The organism is Bradyrhizobium sp. AUGA SZCCT0283, assembly GCF_018130385.1.
Taxonomy (GTDB): domain Bacteria; phylum Pseudomonadota; class Alphaproteobacteria; order Rhizobiales; family Xanthobacteraceae; genus Bradyrhizobium.
In genome coordinates this window covers 23,302-40,542 of sequence record NZ_JAFCLU010000022.1, presented here as the reverse complement: position 1 = coordinate 40,542, position 17,241 = coordinate 23,302, and the positions used below count along the sequence as shown (strand labels likewise).

Here is a 17,241-nt window from a genome sequence, read left to right as displayed (position 1 = left end):
AGTTTCCGTGAACGGTAATTTTCTTCGGCGGCCCGGCAGTGGCCGCGGAAAGACAGTTTTGATGAAAGACGATACGCGGCTGCGCGAGGGTCTTGAGGCCTGCGCAAGCCCGTCAGGGTCGGTTGCGGCGGCCACGGCAGACGGTGTCTATGCCGCGCTCGACCTTGGCACCAATAATTGCCGGCTTTTAATCGCCAGTCCGGCCGGCGACAGTTTTCGCGTGGTGGATTCGTTTTCGCGGATCATCCGGCTCGGCGAAGGCATTTCCGCGACCGGTTCCATCAGCGAGGCGGCGATCGACCGCGCCATCGCGGCGCTCAGCATCTGCAGCGACAAGATCCGCTACCGCAAGGCCCGCCGCCTGCGGCTGATCGCAACCGAAGCCTGCCGCGCCGCCGCCAATGCCGACAGCTTTCGCGCCCGCGTCGCTGCCGAGACCGGCATTCGGCTCGAGGTCATCGACCGCGAGACCGAAGCGACGCTTGCCGTGATCGGCTGCTCGCCGCTGCTCGACGCAAAGGGGCGGGGCGCAATCCTGTTTGACATCGGCGGCGGCTCGACCGAGCTGGTCCGGATCGAGCGCGGTCCCGCCGAGCAGAATGCATCGCCGCGGATCAAGGCGTGGATGTCGATCCCGCTCGGCGTCGTCACTTTGGCCGAGCATTTCGGCGGGCGTGACGTCACGGCCGAATCCTATGCGCGGATGGTGAGTGAGGTCGCCCAATATATCGCGCCGTTTGCGGCCGAGCACGGCACGGATTTGCGCGACATGCATATGCTGGGCACCTCCGGCACCGTGACGACGCTCGCCGGCGTCCATCTCAATCTGGCGCGCTACGACCGCCGCCGCGTCGATGGCATCTGGATGAACGGTTCCGACGTCACCACGGTGATCCAGCGGCTGCGCGGCATGAGCTATCAGGAGCGCGCCAACAATAATTGCATCAGCGTCGAGCGCGCCGATCTGGTGCTCGCCGGCTGCGCCATTCTGGACGCGATCCGCGATGCTTTCCCGCTGCCGCGGTTGCGCGTCGCCGACCGCGGCCTGCGCGAGGGCATGCTGGTCGAGATGATGCGCGAGGACGGTGCGCTCAGGGCGTGCTAATGCGCCCCGTGGCGTGATGTGCTAGATCGCGTCTGACAGCTCAAGGCACAACCGATATGGCAAAAGACACCACCGGACGGCTGCACGTCACGGTCAAGAGCGGTGGCAAGCGCAAGCTGTCGTCAAAACTCTGGCTGGAGCGGCAGCTCAATGATCCCTATGTGGCGCAGGCCAAGCGGGACGGCTATCGTTCGCGCGCGGCCTACAAGCTGATCGAGATCGACGACAAGTATCGTTTCCTCAAGCATGGCATCGCTGTGGTCGATCTCGGCGCCGCCCCCGGCGGCTGGAGCCAGATCGCCGCCAAGCGCGTCGGCGCGGTCAGCGGCAAGGGCAAGGTGGTGGCGATCGATCTCCTGGAGATGCCGGAAGTCCCCGGCGTCAACTTCGCGCAGCTCGACTTCCTGGCCGAGGACGCGCCCGAGAAACTGATCGCGATGATGGGCGGGCGCGCCGACGTCGTGATGTCCGATATGGCGCCCAACACCACCGGCCACCGCAAGACGGATCAGTTGCGCATCGTCGGCCTGATCGAAACGGCGGCAGCGTTTGCCACCGACGTGCTCAATCCCGGCGGCACGTTTCTGGCCAAGGCCTTTCAGAGCGGCGCCGATGCCGAACTGGTCGCGCAATTGAAGCGCGATTTCGCCAGCGTCCGTCACGTCAAGCCGGCCTCCAGCCGGCAGGATTCGTCGGAGCGCTACGTCCTGGCGATGGGATTTCGCGGGCACCGCGATCAGCCTTGACGCGCAACCTTTACGGCGCGCTGACTGGACAGCGTCTCCAGCGGTTGCAGTACGAGGCCGAGGCGGGCGCTAGGTCTTGTGCGAATCCGGTGGAACTTTCCTCCCATACGGCGTATTTCATTAGTCAGGCGCGGTCTGTTTATCCGCATGCAGCTCTGACGCCACCGGGAATTCTGCAGCGAGCCGCGCCTCCGTCTGGGAAGGAGTATTCCCGTGATGGAGCAGAGGACCAGGGTTGGTAATCGACTGTTAGCTGCGTTGCCGCCAGCAGACCTCGATTTGCTTGTGCGCCATTTCCGACTGGTTGAACTTGAACGGGACGCCGTGCTGGTGCGGTCGGGCGATCCAATCGAACGGATCTATTTCCCCATCAGCGGCCTGATCGCCTTCATTATGGATATGCCGAGCGGACAGACGGTCGCGACCGCCGTCGTCGGCAATGACGGAGCCGTGGGCGTCCTGTCGACATTGGGGCCCACCCGCTCTCCGATGACAGCGGTGGTGCGGGTAGCAGGGCTGGCATTGCAAATTTCGCCGACACGATTTCATGCGGCGCTCGGCCGTAGCAGGGCCTTGAACGCCGCGGTTCAGACCCTCAACAGGTCACTGATGGCGCAATTCCAGCACGTCGCGGCGTGCAATGCGCTGCACTCGGTCGAGGCGCGTCTGGCGAGGTGGCTGCTGCAGGTGCGCGATCGGGCTGACGGGGACGTCCTGCCGCTGACCCAGGAGACGCTTGCGGAATTTCTCGGCGTGCGGCGGACGACGGTGACGCATGTCATTTCCAGGCTTCGCGATTCCGGCGCAATCCGATCCAATGCTCGCAGCTCGATCGAGATTGACAGGCCGCGGCTCGAAGCGGCGGCATGCGAATGCTATCAGCTCATGCGTCGCAGGATCGATCGCATCATTCTGACGGAGGAGGTGAAGCCGCCACCGCTTGGGGCTGAAGTCCCCCTGTTTGCCGACGCCGACGAAGTGCAGCGGCGCACAACGATGCAGGGAGCGACCGGCCCACGGCCACGGGGCCACTGACCGGATTGCGGTGCCTCGACGGCTCTATGCCAGTTCCGGGACAAACGCGGCCTCGTGCATGCGCCATTTCTCTTTCGGCTCGTGAACCCAGGCCTCCCGGGCAAACCATTCGTGATTGGCCTGGCAGATCGAGCAAAAGGTGCGCGCGAAAAATACCGGGCTGGATCGAAACCTCTCCCGGTCCGCTTTCATGCCTGTCGAGATAGCTTGCCCTGTCCCGGGGCATTTGATCATGACTACGCCCATATTGTTCCTCCTGGAATTTTTTGTGCCGACGGCAAGTTGCTTCGCCATCGGCTGGAACGCGTCCTTCTCACGGGGAGCGCTTGTTCCAGCCGATCCCGGCGGGCTGCAAAGGTTCGACTAAGAACTAGGCCGCCTTCTGCAGCACGCTGGCAAAGCTTTTCTTGATTGGATCGGCGGTCTCGCTCGCGACCTTGCGCGTGAGCTCCCAAAGTTCCCGGCTCTGCGCTGCCGTGGCTGCGATGTTCTTGCTGCCTTGCGCGGCGGAGAGCTGCAGGACTTCCGAGGGCGACTTCATGCCCAGCAGATGGGTGAGAAAATCAAAGGCGGAGCTGGTATTGGCGCCGGAGAACTCGATTACCTTGGCGGCGTAGTCCGCAGCGCCCTTTGCATTGACCGAATAGGCTTGCAGGAGAGCGTCATTGATCGCTCCCGAGGCCATCTTTATCTTCTCGATGTTTTCCTTTGCCCGGATCATGTTCTGCTCGGCGAGCCCATTAAAAATACCCGGCACTGCAAGGAACGGCACGCCAGAGTGCTCTCGTCGGTGTCGGCTTTCGGATCGACATTCGTTTCCTTCGTATTGACTTGATTCACGCGTCTTCTTCCTTTCCGTCGAAACTGGATTAACGGATGAATTTCCCCGTCACGGCGGGATCCTGACACGGAACGGCCCCGTGCCGTGTCTGACCAGATATGGCTGACCGCTGCGGAAGCTTCCGTTCGCTTTCTGACTCTCACGCCAGATTTTTTACGGCGCGGGATGTCCGCGGTCAGGAGCGGGGCCAATCCGGCACGGGAGCCGCGTGAACCGCGGTGAACCCTGAGAGCTAGCCCAGCCGCTGATCCCGCGCGTCCCCGGGGCCTTCGCTGGCGGCCTTGGTGGCCGCCTTTTCCGCGCCCTTGCGGCTGGAAATCTCGACCGCCTTGCGGCCGGAGATTTCGTGGCCGGCATCATCGGGCATCTGCCAGAAGAAATACGCCGACGCCGCCGAGATGATCGCGACCACGAGGAACGCCGGCGGGAATACGCCGGCGCCCAGTTCGGTGACGTGCTGATAGAGCATGGTCGATTCCACCGAGAACGCGCCGACCGCGACGCCCGCGGAAATCGCCAATTGCTGGTTGACGCTGACCAGCGTGGTGGCGCGGCTCATCTGCGCCGGCTCGACCTCGGCATAGGCGACCGTATTGATTGCAGTGAATTGCAGCGAGCGGAAGAAGCCGCCGACCACGAGAATGATGAAGATCAGCAATAGCGGCGTCGTTACCGTGAACAGGGCGCAGGCGGCGAGGAAAACCGCGCTCACGACAGCATTGACCGTCATCATGTAGCGGAAGCCGAAGGCGCGGATAATGCGCGCGGCCAGCGTCTTCATCCCCATGGCGCCGACAGCCGAGGCAAACGTCACCAGCCCGGACTGGAACGGCGTCAGGCCAAAACCTTCCTGCATCAATAGCGGCAGCAGGAACGGCAGCGCGCCGATGCCGAGCCGGAACAGAAAGCCGCCGATGATGCTGGCGCGCATGGTCGACAGCCGCAGCAGCGAGAAATCCAGCACCGGCGATCCGGTCCGCCGCGCATGCATCACATACAGCGTCATCGAGATCGTGCCGACCGCGACGAGGCCGGCAACAACAGGCCATGGCAACAGGCCGAGGCCGGCGACCGAGAGACCGAAGGCGATGCCGGCAAGCCCGATCCCCGCCAGCACCAGCCCGTAGAGATCGAAGCGCTCCGGATCCTCGCTCTTGATCGGGTCGATGTACTTCATCGCCATGAAGATTCCGAGCAGCCCGATCGGGATGTTGATCAGGAAGATCCAGTGCCAGGAGAAATAGGTGGTGATGAAGCCGCCGAGCGGCGGGCCGATCACCGGCCCGATCAGCGCCGGCACCGTCACCCATGTCATTGCGTTGACCAGCGCGCTCTTGTCGATCGAGCGCAACAGCACCAGCCGGCCGACCGGCGTCATCATCGCCCCGCCCATGCCCTGCAGGATGCGGGCGATGACGAAATGGGTCACGCTCTGCGACAGCGCGCACCCGATCGACCCGATCATGAATACGCCGATGGCGATCGAGAACACCATGCGCGCGCCGAAGCGGTCGGCGGTCCAGCCGCTGGCGGGGATGAACACGGCGAGCGAGAGCAGATAGGACGTGATCGCAAGCTTCAGTGTCAGCGGGCTGGTGCCGATGTCAGCCGCGATCGCCGGCAGCGAGGTCGCAATGACCGTCGAGTCCATGTTCTCCATGAACAGGGCCGTGGCGACGATCAGCGGAATCAGGCGTTGCTTGTCCATCGGGATCAGGAGACCGGAGAAAGAGGCAGGCGAGGGGCCTGTATCATTCCGCTGTCGCACAGGCCATTGCGGAACCGCGCATACCACCTAAATCCTGCGTGACGCTGGCATGCACCGCGCCAGCCGCTGGAGGTCCGCATGATCTACGTTCTCGCCGCGCTGTTGCCGCCGCTCGGGCTGCTGCTGAATGGGCAGCCATTTTCGGCGATCTTCAACCTGGTCCTGATCGTGTTTTGCCTGGTTTTCGGGCTGATTTTCCACGTCCTGCTGCTGGTGCCATCGGCGCATGCGCTGATCGCGGTTCACATGAAGCGGGAGGACCGCCGGCACCGCGAGGTGGTGGAGGCGATCCGCCAGCACGGCCCGCCGCCGGGATATCGGCTCTAGGGTCGTCGCTAACCCCTTGGGATTGCGGCTTTTCCCGAAAAGCCTGTGCATAGCTGGCAAACGCTTTGATTCGGCGTCCCGCCATGCTATCGACCACCGTCAACCCCACCGATGGGCTTCGATTCGACGGCGATGCCGATAGCATCGCCGGAGGCGGCGTTCATCCATAAAACTGATCGCGGCGGTGAGCCGCCGAAAGGAGTTGGCAATGGCGCAGGGACTTCAGGGTATCCGTGAAGCCTTCACGTTCGACGATGTGCTTCTGAAACCCGGTCTCTCGGATATCCTGCCCTCTGAGGCCGATATCCGCTCCCACGTCACCCGCGCGATCCCGCTCAACATCCCGATCATCGCATCTGCGATGGACACGGTCACCGAAGCGCGCATGGCGATCGCGATGGCGCAGGCGGGCGGTGTCGGTGTCATCCACCGCAACTTCGATCCCGAGGGGCAGGCCGCCCAGGTGCGGCAGGTCAAGAAGTATGAATCCGGAATGGTGGTCAATCCGCTGACCATCGGCCCCGATGCGATGCTGTCGGACGCGATGGCGCTGATGACCGATCACGGCTTCTCCGGCATCCCCGTCGTCACCGGCGCTTCCAAGGGTGTACCGGGCAAGCTGGTCGGCATCCTCACCAACCGCGACGTGCGGTTTGCGACCGATCCGCGCCAGAAAATCTCCGAATTGATGACGCATGAAAACCTCGTCACGGTGCGCGAAGGCGTCAGCCAGGACGAGGCGAAGCGGATGCTGCACCAGCATCGCATCGAAAAACTGCTGGTTGTCGACGATCAGTATCGCTGCGTCGGCCTGATCACCGTCAAGGACATGGAGAAGGCGGTTGCGCATCCGCTGGCCTGCAAGGACGCGCAGGGGCGACTGCGCGCCGCAGCCGCGACCACCGTCGGCGAGGGCGGCTTTGAGCGTACCGAGCTACTGATCGATGCCGGCGTCGATTTGATCGTGGTCGACACCGCGCACGGCCATTCCTCGCGGGTGCTCGAAGCCGTCAACCGCATCAAGCGGCTTTCCAACGCCGTGCAGGTCATCGCCGGCAACATTGCGACGAAAGAGGGCGCGCAGGCGCTGATCGATGCGGGCGCGGACGCGATCAAGGTCGGCATCGGCCCGGGCTCGATCTGCACCACGCGCATCGTCGCCGGCGTCGGCGTGCCGCAGCTCACCGCGATCATGGACGCGGTGGAAGCGGCGAAGAAGGCCGACGTGCCCGTGATCGCCGACGGCGGCATCAAATATTCCGGGGATCTCGCCAAGGCGCTCGCCGCCGGCGCCGACATCGCCATGGTCGGCTCGCTGCTCGCCGGCACCGATGAGACGCCGGGCGAAGTGTTTTTGTGGCAGGGCCGTTCCTACAAGGCCTATCGCGGCATGGGCTCGGTCGGCGCGATGGCGCGCGGCTCGGCCGACCGCTATTTCCAGCAGGACATCAAGGACACGCTCAAGCTGGTGCCTGAGGGCATCGAGGGGCAGGTGCCTTATAAAGGCCCGGTCGGCAACGTCATGCACCAGCTCGCCGGGGGCTTGCGCGCCGCGATGGGCTACGTCGGCGCGCGCAACCTCGCCGAATTCCACGAGAAGGCGCAGTTCGTCCGTATCACCGGCGCGGGCCTGCGCGAAAGCCACGTCCACGATGTCACCATTACGCGGGAAAGCCCGAACTATCCGGGCGGGGTGTAGTTGATTATTATGGTCGATTGGTCGGACGACAGGATAGCCGCGCTTTCAAAGCAGGACTTGAAGAATCTGCTCGCCAATGCTGAGCGGAAATCCGCCGCCGAGGTCATCGCGCGATGCAAAGCCGAGATGGATAAGCGGGATACGTCAAAGCCGCGCAAGGCATCGAAGCCGCGTACCGAGCTGAAAGAGTTTGAGCACCGCATGTCGGAGCAACTCGCTGAAATCGGCAAGGCGATGGCCGCGAAATACGATCTGTCGGAGCAGACCGCGAAAGCAAGATCGGCTGGCGTGAAGGGCTTCAAGGCGCACAAACTGCTGGACTCAAATGGCTATGCAAAACTGGGCGGGATGCAACGCGACGGCTCGGTCGCGGTCGACCGCTATATTTCGTACCGGCGTGGCAAGGATATCGTCTCGATCGGGGTCTTCCTGCTGAAAGACCAGCCCGTCGAAGCCCATGAGTTTCATGTGATCGCGCCCCTGGCTGTGCTTGATGGTGGAAAGCCGATCGCGGAGATTCGCCCCACCGCAACGGAAGCGCAGAAGCAGACCGCGGATAGCGGGCTTGCCTTCACGGATTTGGCGAGTGCGGCGGCTGTATTCGAGGCGGCGCTCTCCAAAATCGCGGCCTGATTTTTTGGAGTTCAGGCGATAATTGCGATCAAAGACCGTCATTGCCTGCGACAAACGCGCAGCGTTTGCGCAAGGGATCCAACGGGTCGCGCGAATGCGCGCCCCGCGACGAGCGCAATTGCGCTCACGCGGTGATGACAGCCTCCGCGACCGGAGCAATCCAGCTTTTGTTTGGCAACAATGGATTGCTTCCGCCTTCGCTCGTTGAGCTTCGGCGGACAAGTCGCTAGGCTCGCAATGACGAAAAACAACAAGCAAAAATCTGGAGGAACCTCATGTCCCAAGGCAAACGCATCGTTCTCGCCTCCCGTCCCGTCGGCGAACCCAAGCCATCAGATTTCCGCCTCGAGGAATGCCCGGTGCCGACGCCGGGCGCCGGCGAAGTGCTGCTGCGCACCATCTGGCTGTCGCTCGATCCCTACATGCGCGGACGAATGAGCGACGGGCCGTCCTACGCGCAGCCGGTGCCGATCAACGGCGTCATGGAGGGCGGCACGGTCAGCGAGGTGATCGCGTCGAACAATCCCGGCTTTGCCAAGGGCGACATCGTGCTGTCGCGCGCCGGATGGCAGACGCATGCGATTTCCGACGGCAAGGGACTGGCAAAAATCGATCCGAAGATTGCGCCGATCTCGACCGCGGTCGGCGTGCTCGGCATGCCCGGCATGACTGCCTATACGGGCCTGCTCGACATCGGCAAGCCGCAGGCGGGCGAGACCGTCGTCGTCGCGGCTGCCTCGGGCGCGGTCGGCTCGGCGGTCGGCCAGATTGCGAAGATCAAGGGCGCACGCGCGGTCGGCATCGCCGGCGGCAAGGACAAGTGCGCTTACGTGAAGAATGAACTCGGCTTCGACGATTGCCTCGATCACCGCGAAACCGATTTCGCCGCGAAGCTGAAGTTTGCCTGCCCGAAAGGCATCGACGTCTATTTCGAAAATGTCGGCGGCGCGGTATTCGAAGCGGTGTTTCCGCTGTTCAATGCGTTCGCCCGGATTCCGGTCTGCGGCCTGATCGCGCATTACAACGATACGCAAGCGGTGGCGCCGAAATGGGCGCCGGCCTTGATGCGCAACGTGCTGACCAAGCGCCTCACCATCCGCGGCTTCATCGTCAGCGATTTCGCGGCGCGTCACGGCGACTTCCTGCGCGACATGTCGCAGTGGGTGCGCGAGGGCAAGGTCAAGTACAAGGAGTTCGTCACCGAAGGCCTCGACAGCGCGCCGGCCGCGTTCATGGGGCTTCTGAAGGGCGCGAACTTCGGCAAGCAACTGGTGCGCGTCGGACCGGACAAGGCGTGAGCCTTCCGGCGTTGATCGGCTAGTTCTTCGCCGCCTTGCCGAGCAGCTCGTCCAGCCCGACATCGATCTGGCCGGGCACCCTGACGTGGCGGACTTCAAAACTGTCGGGCGCAAAGCGATACTCCACCAGCCCGACTTCCTTCGTGCCAATGACCGGCTGAATCCTTTCGGGAAGGATGAAGCCGGTCGACGGCGCCCAGACATGGCGGGTTTGGCCAAAGGTGAAGTCGCGGCGCTGATGGATGTGACCGGAGGCCACCAGCCGCAGATCGACCGCCGAAAACATCTCGATCAAACTTCTGCGCCGTGGCTGCGGCACATAGCGGATTGCCGTTTCGGCCGCTTCGGGATCATCAGGCGTGTTCAGATAAAGCGGCTTGTGCAGGAACAGCGCGACTGGTCTGCCGTTGATGCGTCCAAGCTCTGAAGCCAACCAGCCGAACTGCTCGGCCTCGCTCTCGATTCCGGTATTCATGATCAGCGAGTTCAATCCGATAAAGCTCCAACCCGCCGCATCGAAGCGCCAGCGGTCTTCGCCGATCACGGACAGATAGTTCTGCCGCTCTTGTTCGGTCGCCAGTTGCTTTGGCACGGGACTGACGGCGGTCGGGTTGTCGCCGACGTCGTGATTGCCGGGCAGGTGCCGGCACGGTACCGGCAGCGCGTCGTGCAGTTCCTTTGCAAACTTCAGATCATCCCGGCTCGTCGGCGCGTCGAACGCGAGATCGCCGCTGTTGATGACAAGATCCGGCCGCGTCGCATCGATGTGCTCGCTGACGCGATGAAAATTGTCGGTGAGCTTTTGCAGGCGGCGGGCGAGGTGGGTATCGGAAATTTGCGTCAGGCGGAATTCGTGCATGCAACAATCCTCTCAAGTCTAATCATACCGGACCTGAAGTCGGAACGATGACGGGAGTGCATGAAGGTTCAGCCCAGCGTCCTTCTCCAGAACGCCAGCATATCCGCCTTGAACAGTTCGGCGTCGCCGTCGCGGCTTCCGATCTTCGCTCCCTTGCGGCCGTAGCCGGCCTTCAGCGCGTAGATCATGAGGTCCCGGTCGGTCAGCTTGCTGTCCGCGACACCGTGAAGCGGATGGATGAAGGCGCCGTCATTGGCGATATAGGCCGTCGGCGCAGCGGGAGAGACGGATGCGTCGGGAACATTCTCGATACCAGTGCCGCGATCAAAGCTGTGCTGCGCGCCGCCGATCAGCCGCATCGTCGCTCTTCCGCCGGAAAGGCGAATGGCCTGGCAATGGCCCTGCACCTGCATCGGCGAGCACCATTCATCGGCATCCCCCATGATGACGCGGATTTCGGTTTCATCGACGGATGGATCGAGGAACTGGTGGCCGCTCCAGGGATAGGCCGCGAGCACGCTGCGAAAACCGGCGCCGGCACCGACCACGGCATCGGCAAAGCGGCGCGTCGCCGCCGTCAGCACCGCCGAGCCGCCACGGCTGTGGCCTTGCGCGCCGATCCGGGAGGCGTCGATCTCCGGATGGGCCGACAGCACCTGCCAGGCCGCCAGCACGTCGTAGGCGCTGGCAGCAAACGAGAACTGGGTCTGGTTGGCGACGGTGGACGTCACATCGCGCGCGCCAAAGCTGTCGAGCACAAACGCCGCAAAGCCGTCGCCGACGACCGTCTCGGCATGAGCGAGGTGCGAGGGCGCGACGCCGAGGCTGCCCGGCACCACCATGACAAGCGGCAATTTTCCGTTGCGTTTGCGGTTGTTCGAGGCCGGCAGGAACAGCTTGCCGTCGATCGCAAGCTTCGCCAGGCCGGTGGAATTGCTGATAACGTGGAAGTAGTTGGCAGGATTGGCGGTGGGAATTTCGAAATTCTGTCCCTTGCTGGGTCCGTCGGCGCCGTTGGCGAAAACAATGTCCTGATCGCGAAATCGCAAGTTATAATCCTCCTGCGGCTGCTCTTTTTTGGCGACCGTCACGGACAGAGTAAAGCGCCGGTTGTTCCCGTCAAAGCAAATGTGCCCCGCGGTCTGGCCGTCTTTTGCTTCTTGATGCGTATGGGCAACGCCATCTGCATGCTGGCGGGCACACCGACGCCGGCGGGGGACGGCGATCGCCATGATTGTGGCGAAACCGATTGTTGCGGCCAATATCAGCGCGGCCAGTTGCGCGAGCGCCCGCGCGCGTCAGTGCACGCGGTAGCGGATCGCGAAGGCGTCATGAAGCTCTGACGTCACCGCGCCGCCGTTGACGGGGATGATGCCGTCCGCGAGGTGCCACGGTCCGAACTGGTCGGAATGCGAAGGGCTTGCGGGCAGCCGCAGCCGGAACGTGCTCTGGCCCTGGCCCGGCAGGTTCACTACCATCATGCGTTCCGTGGTGCGGTAATCGAGCGTCACGGTCCCCCGCAAGATGCTGCGGCCGTCGGGGGTCGAGGCGAGCGCCTCCTGAACCTTTGCAAGTTTCTGGTTTCGATCGGTCAGCAATTCGACCTGGGTATCGGTGGCCGTCGTGAGCGCCGCCTTCGGCAGGCGGATTTCAAATTCGACGGCGGGCTTTGCCGGATTGAGGCCGAGATAGGCCAGCGCCGCGTTCCGCATGTCCGAGATCACGAAAGCGAGCAGCACGAGCACGGCGGAGGCGGCAAGCCCGTGCTTCACCAGATCGCGCCGGCTGCGGTAGCCGCTGCGGAAATAGACCGACAGCGTGATCGCGACCGCCAGCGCTGCGGCGACGCCGGCCAGGGCCGACATGATCACGCCAAGTCCGCCGTCCGGGCTACCGGCCCCGAACGCCCCAAGAAAGGAGGTCACGGTGTCGCCGGGCAGCTCGGTTGCGTTGGCTGCGCCGGTCAGGATCGGGGAGGTGATGTTCATCGCCTGCTCGCGGGTTGCTTCAGGGCCGGTTCGAGCCCAGAACCATCGGAATTCTCGATAGTTGGTCGCCAAGCCTTGAGCTGTGGTTCAAAGCCTTGAGCTGTGGTTCAAAAGGCTCGGTTTGTGGTTCAAGCGAGCCCGGACAAGCGGATTTGTCAGGCGAAGGGCGCCTCGTTATTGCTTTGAGGTGTGGTGCAGGTTTCGGGGGAGATTCTCATGTCGGTTCAGATGGTTTTGCTGCCGGTCTTCGTCTCGGTCGGGCTCACTTTCTTCCTGCTGCTGTGGATGGTGACGGCCCGCACCCGCGCGGTGAAGGCCCGGGAAACCAGCCTGAAGGACATCGCGGCGGGCCAGCCGAAATATCCGGTCCGCGTGGCCCAGATCGGCAATTGCTTCAGCAATCAGTTCGAAGTACCGCTCCTGTTCTACTTCCTGATCGCGCTGGCGCTGCCGCTGCGCCGGGCCGATCTCTTCATCGTGCTGATGTCCTGGGTGTTCGTGGTGACACGATTTGCCCATGCCGGCATTTTCGTCACGTCGAACAACATCCAGCAGCGCAGCCTGGCCTGGTTTGCCGGCGTGCTGGTGCTGCTGGCGATGTGGATCTACTTCGCGCTGAAGCTCCTGCTTCTGATTTAATCTTTGTTTGACGCGTTTTCTTCACGCGAACCGGTACCCACTTCGCTTGAAAACGCTATCGGAAAGTTTTTGATGACCCCTGCTGCCCGGCTGTCCGCCGCCATCGAACTGATCGAGACCATCGACGCGCAACGCGTTCCCGCGGCCAAAGCGCTGAAGGAGTGGGGCACCGCGCACCGCTACGCCGGATCGGGCGATCGCGCCGCGATATCAGGCCTGATCTGGGACGTGCTGCGGCGGCGGGCGTCGAGCGCCTGGCTGATGGATGCGGACACGGCGCGCGCGCGCGTGCTCGGCATGCTCAAGCTTGAACGCGGCATGGATGCCGACGCCATCGCCGCGCTGTGCGACGGCGGGCGTTTCGCGCCGGAGCCGCTGAGCGAGGCCGAACGATCCGCGCTCACATCTCGAACTCTCGACGACGCGCCGCCGCACATCGCCGGCGACTATCCGGAGTGGCTGGATGCGCCGCTGGCTGCCGTGTTCGGCGACGACCGCGTGGCGGAGGCCACCGCGATGGCGAGCCGCGCGCCGCTCGATCTGCGCGTCAACACGCTGAAGGCCAAGCGCGAAAAGGTGCTGGCTTCGCTCAAGCATCTCGGCGCCACGCCGACGCCGTGGTCGCCGATCGGCCTGCGCATCGAACTCGGCGCCGACGCGCGCAATCCCGGCATCCATGCCGAGGAGGATTTCATCAAGGGCGCGGTCGAAGTGCAGGACGAGGGCTCGCAACTGGCGGCGCTGTTTACGGCCGCAAAGCCCGGCGAACAGGTGATCGACCTCTGCGCCGGCGCCGGCGGCAAGACGCTGGCGCTTGCCGCGATGATGCAGGGCAAGGGCAGGTTGATCGCGACCGACCACGACAAGCGCCAGCTCGCCCCGATCTACGAGCGGCTCTCGCGCGCCGGCGTCCACAACGCCGATGTCCGCGCGCCGAAAGGGGACAGTGATCCATTGGCCGACATCAAGGCCTCAGCCGATCTCGTGCTGATCGACGCGCCCTGCACCGGCACCGGCACCTGGCGCCGCAACCCCGACGCCAAATGGCGCATGCGTCCGGGCGCGCTCGAAGTCCGCTTGAAGGATCAGGCCGAAGTGCTTGATCGCGCGGCAGCCCTGGTCAAGCCCGGCGGCCGCATCGCCTATGTCACCTGCTCGGTGCTCCCTGCGGAAAACGGCGACCAGGTGCGCAGCTTTCTCAGCCGCCATCCGGAGTTTTCGATTCAGCCATTGAACGAGACGGCGAGCGTGCTCTGGGACAAGGCGGAAGATTTTGAGAAGGCGGCGCTGCGATCCCCGGAAGGCTGGCTGATGACGCCGCGCCGGACTGGGACCGACGGATTTTTTGTGTCGGTGCTGAGGAAGGTATCGTCATCCTGAGGTGCTCGCCGTCTTCGGCGAGCCTCGAAGGATGCGGCCACAGCCGGGCTGTCGCCCTTCGAGACGCGCGCGAGAGCGCGCTCCTCAGGGTGACGGTCAACCATGGGACACGCGGAAAAATATCTTTCGTCCGACGGCCGGTCGTCACCAGCCCTTAATCCACGATAAACAACTTCGCCCCCGTCTTCGTCGATGACCTATGCGCGGCGTCGCCGAAGTCCGAGACCTGGTAGCTCATGCCCGCCTTGAGCTTGAACGTGCGTCCGTCGCGCAATTCGGTATTGAGTTCGCCCTCCAGCACATAGAGCACGTGGCCGCGGTCGCACCAGTGATCGGCGAAATAGCCCGGCGAATACTCGACCATCCGCACGCGCAGATCGCCGATGTTGAGCGTGCGCCACAGCGCTTCACCGGTTTCACCGGGATGTTTGGTCGCTTCGATCTGGCTCCAGTCGGTGACAGTGAAGGGCAGTGTCGGAATCTTCATGCGGGATAATCCTGAGGTAAGGGGAGTGGGGTAGCTCTCGCCTCCGTCATTGCCTGCGACAAACGCGAAGCGTTTGCGCAAGGGAGCGAAGCGACGAAGCAATCCACTCTTTCTTCGCGTGGTGAGATGGATTGCTTCGCTTCGCTCGCAATGACGATGGTGGGTGCTTCATCCGTCAATGCGCGAGATGGTTCGCCGAACCCTGCCGGATCTTTCCCTCCGCATCGAGCCGAAGATATTCGCAGATCTGCGCGCCGCGCTCGTTGTGGTAAAACACGACCACGCTGTCGGGGCTGACATAGGTGTCGATCAGATCGAAATGCAAATTGGGCAAGAGCTGGAACGCCTTGCTCCAGTACATCCGCAAGCTCGCCTTGCCGCGGAGCGTGCCGCTGGCCGAAAGACCCAGCGCCTGAATGCGGTCGGAGGTCATCTCGGCATCCTCGGCATAGAGCGCGAGGATGCGCTCGAGGTCGTGCGAGTTCCAGGCTGATATCCACTCCCGGCCGAGGGCGGCGAGGTCGGACGCCGCGTAATGCTGGCTTTGCATGGTTCCTCCATTCGCTCTCGATTGGCCCCGCGAGAGGCCCATGGGCAAATTAGGTCAATAATACTTACCTAATAGCCTTTGTCCATGCCCCAGAAAGAATGTGGGTCAGCCATTTCTCGCGGTTGCGAGGCCGCGCCCCGTCGCGTAATTCCTGTCCATGACAGCAGCACAAAAAGCCCGCGAGTCGTCGGCGCCCTCCGTGGCCTCGGCGCATGACAAGATTCTGATTGTCGATTTCGGCAGTCAGGTGACGCAACTGATCGCGCGCCGGGTGCGCGAGGAGGGCGTCTATTCCGAAATCGTCCCGTTCCAGAAGGCGGAAGCTGCCTTCAAGGAGATGAAGCCGAAAGCGGTGATCCTCTCCGGCGGCCCGGAATCGGTGCACGAGGAAGGCTCGCCGCGCGCGCCGCAACTGATCTTCGATTCCGGCGTTCCCGTGCTCGGCATCTGCTACGGCCAGATGACCATGGCCGCCCAGCTCGGCGGCGAGGTCGAGGGCGGCCACGCCAGAGAATTCGGCCGTGCCGATGTCGAGGTGAAGGCGGCAAGCAACCTGTTTGAATCCACCTGGTCGATGGGCGAAAAGCATCCGGTCTGGATGAGCCACGGCGACCGCATCACCAAGATGCCGCCGGGCTTTACGGTGGCCGGCGTCTCGCCGAACGCGCCGTTCGCGGTGATCCAGGATGAGAAGCGAAAGTATTACGGCCTGATGTTCCACCCCGAAGTGGTGCACACGCCCGACGGCGCCAAACTGATCCGCAATTTCGTCCGCAAGGTCGCCGGCCTTACCGGCGACTGGACCATGCGCGCCTTCCGCGAGGAAGCGATCGAGAAGATCAGGGCGCAAGTCGGCAAGGGCAGGGTGATCTGCGGCCTGTCCGGCGGCGTCGATTCAGCTGTCGCCGCGGTGCTGATCCACGAGGCGATCGGCGACCAGCTCACCTGCGTGTTCGTCGACCACGGCATGCTGCGGCTTGATGAAGCCAAGACCGTCGTCGACCTGTTCCGGCATCACTACAACATCCCGCTGGTGCATGTTGATGCGTCGAAACAATTCCTCGGCGAGCTGGCCGGCGTCACCGACCCCGAAATCAAGCGCAAGACCATCGGCCGCCTGTTCATCGACGTGTTCGACGCGGAAGCGAAAAAGCTCGGCGGCGCGGATTTCCTGGCCCAGGGCACGCTCTATCCCGATGTAATCGAGAGCGTCTCCTTCACCGGCGGCCCGTCGGTGACCATCAAGTCGCACCACAATGTCGGCGGTCTGCCTGAGCGCATGAACATGAAGCTGGTCGAGCCCTTGCGCGAACTGTTCAAGGACGAGGTCCGCGTGCTGGGCCGCGAACTTGGCCTGCCCGAAATCTTCGTCGGCCGCCACCCGTTCCCGGGCCCCGGCCTCGCCATCCGCTGCCCCGGCGACATCACGAAGGAAAAGCTCGACATTCTGCGTCAGGCCGACGCCGTCTATATCGACCAGATCCGTAAAGCCGGCCTCTACGACCAGATCTGGCAGGCCTTTGCCGTGCTGCTGCCGGTGAAGACCGTCGGCGTGATGGGCGACGGCCGCACCTACGAATACGTCGTGGGCCTGCGCGCGGTGACGTCGACCGACGGCATGACCGCCGACTTCTATCCCTTCGACATGAAATTCCTCGGCGAGACCGCGACGCGGATCATCAACGAGGTGAAGGGCGTCAACCGGGTGGTGTACGACGTGACGAGCAAGCCGCCGGGGACGATTGAGTGGGAATGAGGGAACCGAAACACATCTGGTTGCTCCGGCCGATCATTTTTTCCGCGTGCCCGAGCGGTTCAATTGAACTCTATAACTCTCGTGTCGAGCAACCTTTTAAGCACCGCAGCTGCGCCGCAAAATCCAACTA

18 protein-coding genes are annotated in these 17,241 nt (G+C 63.3%); 10 read left to right on the top strand and 8 right to left on the bottom strand.

Going from position 1 to position 17,241, the window contains the following annotated elements; genetic code table 11:
• The first annotated feature begins 61 nt into the window (after positions 1–61).
• The 3 genes from JQ624_RS26380 (at position 62) to JQ624_RS26370 (ending at position 2,886) form a co-directional block, all read left to right on the top strand.
• On the top strand, positions 62–1,105 hold the full coding sequence (locus JQ624_RS26380; RefSeq protein ID WP_212421831.1) for a Ppx/GppA phosphatase family protein: 1,044 nt from the start codon (positions 62–64) through the stop codon (positions 1,103–1,105).
• Between the two features lie 56 nt (positions 1,106–1,161).
• On the top strand, positions 1,162–1,851 hold the full coding sequence (locus tag JQ624_RS26375) for an RlmE family RNA methyltransferase (protein WP_212421830.1): 690 nt from the start codon (positions 1,162–1,164) through the stop codon (positions 1,849–1,851).
• Between the two features lie 285 nt (positions 1,852–2,136).
• Entirely contained in the window at positions 2,137–2,886 is a 750-nt protein-coding gene (locus JQ624_RS26370) for a helix-turn-helix domain-containing protein (RefSeq protein WP_312014498.1), read from the top strand.
• A 24-nt stretch (positions 2,887–2,910) separates the two neighbouring features.
• Here the strand turns inward: JQ624_RS26370 and JQ624_RS26365 are convergent, their stop codons facing one another.
• The 3 genes from JQ624_RS26365 to JQ624_RS26355 all read right to left on the bottom strand — a co-directional run bounded on the left by JQ624_RS26365 (position 2,911) and on the right by JQ624_RS26355 (position 5,435).
• Positions 2,911–3,180: a hypothetical protein gene (locus JQ624_RS26365; RefSeq protein ID WP_312014497.1), complete on the bottom strand. Its 270-nt coding sequence runs from the start codon at positions 3,178–3,180 to the stop codon at positions 2,911–2,913.
• Positions 3,181–3,256: 76 nt separating this feature from the next.
• Positions 3,257–3,658 (bottom strand): phasin family protein, encoded by a 402-nt coding sequence (locus JQ624_RS26360; protein WP_212421829.1) that lies wholly within the window; start codon positions 3,656–3,658, stop codon positions 3,257–3,259.
• Positions 3,659–3,959: 301 nt separating this feature from the next.
• Entirely contained in the window at positions 3,960–5,435 is a 1,476-nt protein-coding gene (locus JQ624_RS26355) for a DHA2 family efflux MFS transporter permease subunit (RefSeq protein WP_212421828.1), read from the bottom strand.
• A 138-nt stretch (positions 5,436–5,573) separates the two neighbouring features.
• On the opposite strand from JQ624_RS26355, the gene JQ624_RS26350 reads away from it, so the two are divergent.
• From JQ624_RS26350 to JQ624_RS26335, 4 genes are all read left to right on the top strand, one after another.
• Positions 5,574–5,822 carry a hypothetical protein gene (locus JQ624_RS26350; protein ID WP_171711206.1) on the top strand — a complete coding sequence of 83 codons (249 nt, stop codon included), beginning with the start codon at positions 5,574–5,576 and terminating at the stop codon, positions 5,820–5,822.
• A gap of 208 nt (positions 5,823–6,030) precedes the next feature.
• Positions 6,031–7,521 carry an IMP dehydrogenase gene (guaB, locus tag JQ624_RS26345; RefSeq protein WP_212421827.1) on the top strand — a complete coding sequence of 497 codons (1,491 nt, stop codon included), beginning with the start codon at positions 6,031–6,033 and terminating at the stop codon, positions 7,519–7,521.
• Positions 7,522–7,530: 9 nt separating this feature from the next.
• Positions 7,531–8,154 carry a hypothetical protein gene (locus JQ624_RS26340; RefSeq protein WP_212421826.1) on the top strand — a complete coding sequence of 208 codons (624 nt, stop codon included), beginning with the start codon at positions 7,531–7,533 and terminating at the stop codon, positions 8,152–8,154.
• A 275-nt stretch (positions 8,155–8,429) separates the two neighbouring features.
• Positions 8,430–9,452, top strand: coding sequence for an NADP-dependent oxidoreductase (locus JQ624_RS26335; RefSeq protein ID WP_212421825.1), 1,023 nt, complete (start codon positions 8,430–8,432; stop codon positions 9,450–9,452).
• Between the two features lie 19 nt (positions 9,453–9,471).
• On the opposite strand, the gene JQ624_RS26330 is transcribed toward JQ624_RS26335, so the two are convergent.
• The 3 genes from JQ624_RS26330 to JQ624_RS26320 all read right to left on the bottom strand — a co-directional run bounded on the left by JQ624_RS26330 (position 9,472) and on the right by JQ624_RS26320 (position 12,299).
• On the bottom strand, positions 9,472–10,311 hold the full coding sequence (locus JQ624_RS26330; RefSeq protein WP_212421824.1) for a metallophosphoesterase: 840 nt from the start codon (positions 10,309–10,311) through the stop codon (positions 9,472–9,474).
• A 68-nt stretch (positions 10,312–10,379) separates the two neighbouring features.
• Positions 10,380–11,360 (bottom strand): dienelactone hydrolase family protein, encoded by a 981-nt coding sequence (locus JQ624_RS26325; protein WP_212421823.1) that lies wholly within the window; start codon positions 11,358–11,360, stop codon positions 10,380–10,382.
• 249 nt (positions 11,361–11,609) lie between these two features.
• Entirely contained in the window at positions 11,610–12,299 is a 690-nt protein-coding gene (locus JQ624_RS26320; RefSeq protein ID WP_312014496.1) for an acriflavin resistance protein, read from the bottom strand.
• Between the two features lie 216 nt (positions 12,300–12,515).
• On the opposite strand from JQ624_RS26320, the gene JQ624_RS26315 reads away from it, so the two are divergent.
• Both JQ624_RS26315 and JQ624_RS26310 read left to right on the top strand, forming a co-directional pair.
• Positions 12,516–12,938, top strand: a complete 423-nt coding sequence (locus tag JQ624_RS26315; RefSeq protein WP_212421822.1) for an MAPEG family protein — start codon at positions 12,516–12,518, stop codon at positions 12,936–12,938.
• A 72-nt stretch (positions 12,939–13,010) separates the two neighbouring features.
• Positions 13,011–14,318, top strand: coding sequence for an RsmB/NOP family class I SAM-dependent RNA methyltransferase (locus JQ624_RS26310; RefSeq protein ID WP_212421821.1), 1,308 nt, complete (start codon positions 13,011–13,013; stop codon positions 14,316–14,318).
• A gap of 154 nt (positions 14,319–14,472) precedes the next feature.
• Here the strand turns inward: JQ624_RS26310 and JQ624_RS26305 are convergent, their stop codons facing one another.
• Positions 14,473–14,805 carry a DHCW motif cupin fold protein gene (locus JQ624_RS26305; protein ID WP_212421820.1) on the bottom strand — a complete coding sequence of 111 codons (333 nt, stop codon included), beginning with the start codon at positions 14,803–14,805 and terminating at the stop codon, positions 14,473–14,475.
• 175 nt (positions 14,806–14,980) lie between these two features.
• Positions 14,981–15,355, bottom strand: coding sequence for a nuclear transport factor 2 family protein (locus JQ624_RS26300; RefSeq protein WP_212421819.1), 375 nt, complete (start codon positions 15,353–15,355; stop codon positions 14,981–14,983).
• A 157-nt stretch (positions 15,356–15,512) separates the two neighbouring features.
• On the opposite strand from JQ624_RS26300, the gene guaA reads away from it, so the two are divergent.
• Positions 15,513–17,111, top strand: coding sequence for a glutamine-hydrolyzing GMP synthase (gene guaA, locus JQ624_RS26295; RefSeq protein WP_212421818.1), 1,599 nt, complete (start codon positions 15,513–15,515; stop codon positions 17,109–17,111).
• Positions 17,112–17,241 lie beyond the last annotated feature (130 nt).